Origin of the sequence: Allorhodopirellula heiligendammensis, from assembly GCF_007860105.1 — a bacterium.
Lineage (GTDB): Bacteria > Planctomycetota > Planctomycetia > Pirellulales > Pirellulaceae > Rhodopirellula > Rhodopirellula heiligendammensis.
The window spans coordinates 2,634,939-2,642,176 of sequence record NZ_SJPU01000002.1; the positions used below are offsets into that span (position 1 = coordinate 2,634,939).

Here is a 7,238-nt window from a genome sequence, read left to right on the forward strand (position 1 = left end):
AACACGAACTTAAACACTCTCGCGGCGCCATTGGTCCGCCCTACTCCTCATCAAAAACTGAACATCCCTATGAGTCAACTTAAATTTAGTAACGCAGCCACAGCTTCGATGGCATTGTTTTTCGTCATGGCTGGTTTTTCCTCCGGATCGGCCGATTGGACTTCCTTTCGCAATGGCGGAAACTCGCGGGCCAACGGATCGTTGCCCACGCAGTGGTCCGCCACCAGCGGCATTGCCTGGCAAACTGAAACCCAAGGATACGGCCAATCTTCACCCGTCATTCACGATGATTTAATTTTCACGACCAGCGTCATCGGTCCCATGTGCGAGACGTGCCTGATCGAGTGCCATGTGCTGAAATCGGGAAAGCTGCGTTGGTCTTATCAGCACGACTCGACGCACGGACACCCGTCCAACTACATGAACGCCCGCGCCGCTCCCACCCCTGTGGTCGACGAACGTGGCGTCTACGCATTCTTCGAGACGGGGGACTTCGTGGCCGTCGATCTGCAAGGAGAAAACCTGTGGACGAGAGACGAATCCCAGGCGAGCGGAAAGTTTGATAACCCGCACGGCGTTGGCTCGTCTTTAGCTCAAAATGAAACGCATGTGTTCTTGAACTTGGAGCACGGTGGCCCGTCGTTCTTGCACGCGATCGAGAAAGCGTCGGGCGAAACGACATGGACCGTCGATCGCCCATCCTCCAGTTCGTGGTCTTCGCCCATCGTCGCCAACGTGAACGGAAAATCGCAAGTCATCCTCAGCAGCGGCGGAACCGTGACAGGCTACGACACCGTCAGCGGTGAATCACTGTGGACCATGGATGGTCTTGAAGGAAATTCGGTTCCTTCACCGACCCTTGCTGGCAACTATCTCGTCGTGGGTGCGAGGTTGCCGGAGTTCGCCAAAGACGGTTCGATGCAATCGAATTGCTGTTTAGACTTGTCGCAAATCAGCGACGGCAAACCAAGAATCGTGTGGCGCGCGGACAAGGCGATCTGCGAGTATGCCAGCCCCGTGGTCGTGGACGGGTTTGCATATTTCTTGAGCAAAGCCAATGTGCTGCATTGCTTAAACGTGGAAAGCGGCGAAGTCGCCTACCGCAAACGTCTCGATGGCGACTGCTGGGCGACCCCCATCATCAGCGACAACCGTTTGTACTTTTTCTGCAAAAATGGGAACTGCCATATCGTCGAGGCAGGGCCGACGTTCGCAGCCCTGGCCAGCAATTCGCTGTGGAATTTAGACAATCCCCCCATCCCTGAGAAATATACCGAAACCGTCAGCAGCGGAGCACATGGCGGCGATTCATCTTCATCGAAGCGTCCAGGTGGCGGCATGGCCGCGGAGATGAAGGCGGGAGATACCAACGGCGACGGCATCCTGGAGGGCGACGAAATCTCCGAGAGAATTCGCCCCATGCTCGCCCAAATTGATACCAACAGAGACGGCAAACTCGACACCAGTGAAATCGACGCCATGGCAGCGAGCTTCGCCGAGCGTCGCAAGGATTCCGCCGCGACGTCTCGCGACCCGATCGTTTACGGCGTGGCCGCATCGGGTGGACACATCATCGTTCGTACCGGCACGCGACTGTACTCGATCGGCAACTAACAGACCGTCAAATTCCTAACGCGAGCCGCTGGAAAGTTACTGCGTCTCGCGGTGAATTAAAACGCACCGTCCACCGTTGTCGCCCCCGAGCGAACCGCCGCCCGCATGTTCTGGCAAGAAGTTTCCGGTGCCCAAAACACGCCCCATACGGCGTTTCGGTCCGCCACCAAGCGACCCACGGGAAACGCCCCTGCTTCCTCACGGCCGCTGGCAAACCACCAAGCCCATCCCCACCATCGCCCGTCGCAGCAGCGTTAGTTTGAAAATGGGCGATACAGAACTCGAATCTGTGACCTCTGCCGTGTGAAAGCAATGGCGACGCTTCGGATGTCCCGCAAATTGCGGAGCAAATCGACGCGGGCGATCTACGTTGCCCCAGCGGTTGCCCCAGCGAAGGCACTTCCGCCACATCAAAGCCAGCTTCGAATGGAAGTAACGTTCCCCAACAACTCTCGTGGGAGCAGCTTCAGGAAGTGTCCACCATACAGAATCCTGTCTCAGAATATTTGCAGATGCTGAGCGACACCCATGGATACTCAATGGCAGCGAACGAGCTCGAGCTTGTTTTCCTGCTCACCCGCTGGCAGAACCTGCCACAGCACGTCCGGCAAACTATCATGACGCTGGTTCGGTCGGTGGAAACTCCCGCAGCGAAGTGCGAGGTCTGGTGATTTAGGAGAAGTGTCAATCGCTCCCAGCCCATGCCCGCGTATTAACCGCCGCCGCTCACGGCGTATCCGATCCGGAAACCCAGGGCGGTACTTGTCGCTGCAATACCTAATCTTCGGCCCAAACCTTCGCCCATTTTCTCCGCCATCGGAACACTCGTCCGCAAGAAACGCAAATCTTCTCTGGCAAGTTGGGTTTTTGTTGGGATATGGCTTGTTTCGAATAGTCAGAACGACGAAACCTCTCGTGGCGGGTTACCTGCAACAACTCAGCGACTGCAACTTGAGTTTTCAAATCCGGATTTTATAACATCAACGGCTATTCTCGGACGCTCCTCGCGAAACTGCTAACCGCAGCCAAGTATTCCTTTCCATTCGCACCAAAGATCGTGTTGTGGTTCCCACGAGGGAATCGAACAAGTTGCTTCTGGCGTGACCCTGCCCACTTGTGGTTGCGTTCGGCGTGAGAGATGTCGATCATGCCGTCGTTTTCGGTGTGAAGAGTCAGCAGCGGGTTCGTGTATCCTGACATCTTCTTCTTGTGATCGAAGTATCGCTTGACCTCGGAGCGAACATCGGCCTCAGCGAATGCAGCCGATTTCAGATCAGCGGAAGTCAGGAATCGCTCGGCAGGATCGGCGATGCCGCTTTCGATGATCAGACCCGCAATAGCCGGCTGACGATGTGCCAATTCAATCGCATAGAGCGACCCCATTGAACGTCCAAACACGATCGCTTTCTCTGCGACAACGCCAGCCGCGTTCATTGCGGCTTCGCCATCGCCGAGCATCGCAACGAGTTCTGCGTGTCCGATCGATCCGCCGTATTCTCGATACTCGACAAAAAGAGAGTTCAGCCCCAAGTCAGTGAACACGTCCGCCATGAACGGCACGTAGTCAGCAACGGCTTCACCGTTGCCGTGGAAGTGAATCACCGTAAGTGCCTCGGCGTCGACGATCCTGTGATAGCACGCCAACTCCGCACCATCGGCTTTTACCCAGAAAGGGTCATCAACGTTGCGATCCTGTGGAAACAAGTAGCGACCGCTGATCGCTGGATCGTCCAGTATGCTCTTCATTTTCGCATGTCCTTTTCGCTTGGGGTCAGCCCAGTGACTGGTCGGGCTATTCAGACAACGGTTTGCCACCATCAATGCAAGAACTTTTGCCGCCAGAGATCTTCGATGTACGTTGCGGCATCAGGTGGTAATTCAATGTCTTCAGCAATCGCTCTGTCCTGACTGGCCTCGTATTCCTGTTTGTTCATGTTCAGACGGAAGAAAATCGCATCGGCGTCAGCAATTTTCTGAAAGCCCATTTGAGCTAGATCTTTCTCCGAAACAAGTGTTTGACTCTTCCACAGGACAAGGACCGAAGCCTCCGAAAACAAGGTCGAGACTTGATCCAAAATAAAGCGTTCGCACCGATGGAGTATTGGATGCAGGCAAACGTCATCAATCAGCATCAATCGCGAGACGAAATCGTCGCTCAGTTCTTCCCGCAACTCGCCATCGTCTGTGAGCAGGGTTGTCCCCACATATTCCAAGTCTCCTGAATGAGCATCGAATACGTCCCAAATGCCTCGGCCAATTCCCAACACACGAAAGATATCGAGGTCGTACCCTTTTATCCGTCCTCCAAGCACATGTTCGTCTGTGTCCGCGTTCCAGCACAGAACGTCGACCGTAAAGGGGCACAGATAGTCATCCGGTTCTGACGGGCAGGGACGATAATCGAAGGAAACTTGAAACAGCACTGGAGTACCTCGAACTGTGGACGGCAAACGTTCAGGCTTAACATACCGCGCCAGAAAGTGAATCAAATCTGGCGGTAATGATATGCACCGATCTTATTCTTCCCATTCGTGAAGAGAAGGACGCGATCTGCAGGATTTATCGGGATCTCTATGAAATCGCCGCCGCACAGAGCATTTCCGATGACACGAACTGGACGCGTGCAGAGATCAGGCCCTGCTGCCGTCTGTCGACACAGTTGGATCTTCCACTGAAGCTGGCGGCTCAGAACGTGGTTCCTGTCGCCGTCAGTGCGTCTGAGTCCATGGATCGCCTGCGGTCCTGGGCCAGTGGTCGGTGTCTGTCGGCGAGTCGCTCAGGAATCTGTCAGCAGACCGATGGGGCGACAAAGTCTCGTCACCGATTCAACTGCGAACCGTCGAACAACTGAGCCCGTTTTAAAATCCGGATTTTAAAACTAGCCGGATGATGTCGGTCGGCGAGTGAACGACTTCGCTCGACCATCGCCGCGGCCCGGTTGAGTTGCCGTTGGTTGGTTGGTTGGTGACGGTGACACGCCATCTAGAAAGTCGGAGCGACCCGCGAGAGCGTTACCGAGCAGGCGATCGAGAGCGGATTTGGCCCGACGGCGGAGAGAGGAAGCGAGTGGCGATACTTTGGCCGCATCGAAGCATGATCTTCCCGAAGTGGCACCGCCGCCTATGACGCGTATTGCTATCCCCAAACGGAGCAGCGACGGACCGATTCGGTAGCTGAGGATGGCAGGTGAGGTGCACCAGTCCCATCCCACTTTTTAGGAGCTTGCGTAGCTGCACATCTTATCGTGCTGCCCGTCGACTCTCCCCGAACAACATGGCGCAACCACCTGACCGATCAGCTCAATGACAGGAAGCCGCCCACTACGACTGAGGCCCGCTGGAATGCCCTTGCTGCGTGGCTCCACCACCTCAACCGAGTTCGCGGCGGCCCGTCCAATGATGCTGCGGGTGCTGGTCTCGCATCACTCACGCGTTTGGTCGTCGCGTCGCTTGGACCTGCGTCGCTTGGACTTGCGTTGCGGCTCTTCAGCGTGTGGCCCTTGGGTGCTGACAGTTCGCTCTCCAACGCTGTGAGCTTGCGAGCAACTCCGACGTTCTCGCTAGCCGCGACATGCTCGGGATTTGCTGACTCCGCTTCCGAGCCTTCGACTGTTCCATCACCGCCACACGATTCCGCCTGCGCCGAGTCTCCCGTGTCAGCCGCTTCGTGGTTGGGGGCAATCGCAGCGTGATTTGACGTCATCCGGTCCAGCGGACTGACCACCTTCACGTCCTCGCGGTTGAGCGAGTGCAAGTAAATCCGCGTCGTCTTGATGTCCGCGTGACCGAGCAACTCCTGAATGGTGCAGATATCGGTTCCCTCACGCAGCAGATGCGTGGCAAAGCTATGACGAAAAACATGCGAGCTGATGTGCTTGTGGATCCCTGCCTTCTGTACCGCCGCTCGCAAGTTCGCTGGGAACGTGTCTTTGTGCAAATGATGTCGTCGCAGNACNCGNGTNCGTGGGTCGCGTGACAGGCGGTGGGACGCGAACAAATATTGCCACTTCAATTCTCGTGCAGCAGCGGGATACTTCCGCTCCAACGCCTTCGGTANGCACACCGACGCTTGACCCTGTTCTAAATCGTGCTCGTGCAGCACGCGACGCGATTCCATCCACTTCCGGATGTCCGGNACGANGCTCGCTGGCATCGGCACGATTCGACTCTTNCCTCCCTTGGAGGCGTGGACTTCGATCACCATCCGGTCAAAGTCGAAATCCTTCATTCGCAGCCGCAACGCTTCACTGATCCGCATCCCGCATCCATAGAGCAGCTTGGCGATCAACAAATGAACGCCGTTTAGGTGGGCGAAAATCTGCTCAATCTCATCCACGCTCAGTACGGTGGGAATCTGTTTCCCCTTGCTCGAGCGAATCGCCTGCACTTCGCCCATTTCGCGTTTCAACACATGTTGAAACACGTACAAGAGCGCGTAGAAAGCTCGATTCTGAGTCGATGGGGCAACATTCCCATCCACTGCGAGATCCGTCAAATGGGCCTCCACATCGGTCGCGTGCATCTCAGCAAAATCCGCTTGGCACTTGAGCCCTCGATCTTGCATGAACGCCTTCACATTCGACACATACGCTCGTTCGGTCTCGAGCGTGTCCTGCCGCCCCCGTATGGCACGACGCAGGTTCTGGATCACGTCCGGCTCACTCGGATCAATATGACCAACAACGTCTTCGATCTCCTCGGCCGTGACGTCACCTGACTCTCTGAGCCGTTCTTCTTTGACCTTCTCCGCGAGTGCAAGATCTTCGAGTTTCGTCCGAATGAACGTCAGGTCATCAAACGGAGCGGCCTGGACGTAACGGCGATAGCAAATCAGCGACTGAATGATTTTGAGACGTTTCCAAGCGGGCGTCTTGCGGCGCAGGCGGTCGCGGAGGAACGCGATCACATCGTCGGCTGTGAATTCCCAGGTCGCCTGGGGCTTGCGACCATGGAAGCGACTGAGCTTCTCGAACCAAATCTTCGCCCACTTATCACGCTGCTCGTGCCAATTGTCTTGAGGCCACCTCGTTTCGGCCTGACTAGAGCCAGCCATGACATCGTCCTTTGCAATCACCCGACTCGGCGACGAGAAACTCGCCAAGTCGATCGTACGCAACAGATTCCGTCCCAGTTTCCCGCAGCCTCCCAGCGAAGACCGCCGCCCTCTTCCACGGCCATTTCAATGCGACCCGTTGGCGTTTCCCAGGAGTGGAGTCCTCCCTCCCCGCCGTACCGCATCGCCGCAGCGTTACCGAGCCGATTCTTCGCGTGTCCTCAAAACAGGTCAATGCTTTGGCGGCAAAATTTGTGCAAAATTTTGCTTGACCCAAGAATCCAGGCCCCTCATACTCGACAGACGCCAACCGGCGATAACATTCCCTCGAACCGGCGATAACACTTTCCGTGTCACCGAGGGAACCGAAGGTCCAACCGGCGATAACACCCCCACAAGCTACTTATCGCCGGGTGCCTTCCTCGCCAACCGGCGATAATTACCTCGTTACGAGATGAAGCCGTGCTGAAGCCGAGTATGGATGCAAAGCCAAGTGTGCCCTGCGGGGCATCGTCCGACGCCCGAGCAGCGGCAACCAGCGCCAGCCCTGCGGGGCACGAGGCAACACTGCC

The 7,238-nt window shown here is 56.4% G+C and carries 6 protein-coding genes; 2 read left to right on the forward strand and 4 right to left on the reverse strand.

The window, feature by feature from the left end; all coding sequences use genetic code 11:
* Positions 1-69: 69 nt before the first annotated feature.
* Positions 70-1,614, forward strand: a complete 1,545-nt coding sequence (locus tag Poly21_RS19985) for an outer membrane protein assembly factor BamB family protein (RefSeq protein WP_302119719.1) — start codon at positions 70-72, stop codon at positions 1,612-1,614.
* 777 nt (positions 1,615-2,391) lie between these two features.
* Here Poly21_RS19985 and Poly21_RS28335 read toward each other — a convergent pair.
* From Poly21_RS28335 to Poly21_RS20000, 3 genes are all read right to left on the reverse strand, one after another.
* A complete protein-coding gene (locus Poly21_RS28335; RefSeq protein WP_367302556.1) occupies positions 2,392-2,577 on the reverse strand; it encodes a DUF2256 domain-containing protein in 186 nt (61 codons plus the stop codon).
* Between the two features lie 24 nt (positions 2,578-2,601).
* On the reverse strand, positions 2,602-3,360 hold the full coding sequence (locus Poly21_RS19995; RefSeq protein ID WP_302119721.1) for an alpha/beta hydrolase: 759 nt from the start codon (positions 3,358-3,360) through the stop codon (positions 2,602-2,604).
* Between the two features lie 71 nt (positions 3,361-3,431).
* Positions 3,432-4,037, reverse strand: coding sequence for a hypothetical protein (locus tag Poly21_RS20000; RefSeq protein WP_146408582.1), 606 nt, complete (start codon positions 4,035-4,037; stop codon positions 3,432-3,434).
* Between the two features lie 77 nt (positions 4,038-4,114).
* Here Poly21_RS20000 and Poly21_RS20005 point away from each other — a divergent pair, with 77 nt between their 5' ends.
* Positions 4,115-4,465 (forward strand): hypothetical protein, encoded by a 351-nt coding sequence (locus Poly21_RS20005; RefSeq protein WP_302119724.1) that lies wholly within the window; start codon positions 4,115-4,117, stop codon positions 4,463-4,465.
* A gap of 443 nt (positions 4,466-4,908) precedes the next feature.
* Here the strand turns inward: Poly21_RS20005 and Poly21_RS20010 are convergent, their stop codons facing one another.
* Positions 4,909-6,666 (reverse strand): integron integrase, encoded by a 1,758-nt coding sequence (locus Poly21_RS20010; protein ID WP_302119726.1) that lies wholly within the window; start codon positions 6,664-6,666, stop codon positions 4,909-4,911.
* Positions 6,667-7,238 lie beyond the last annotated feature (572 nt).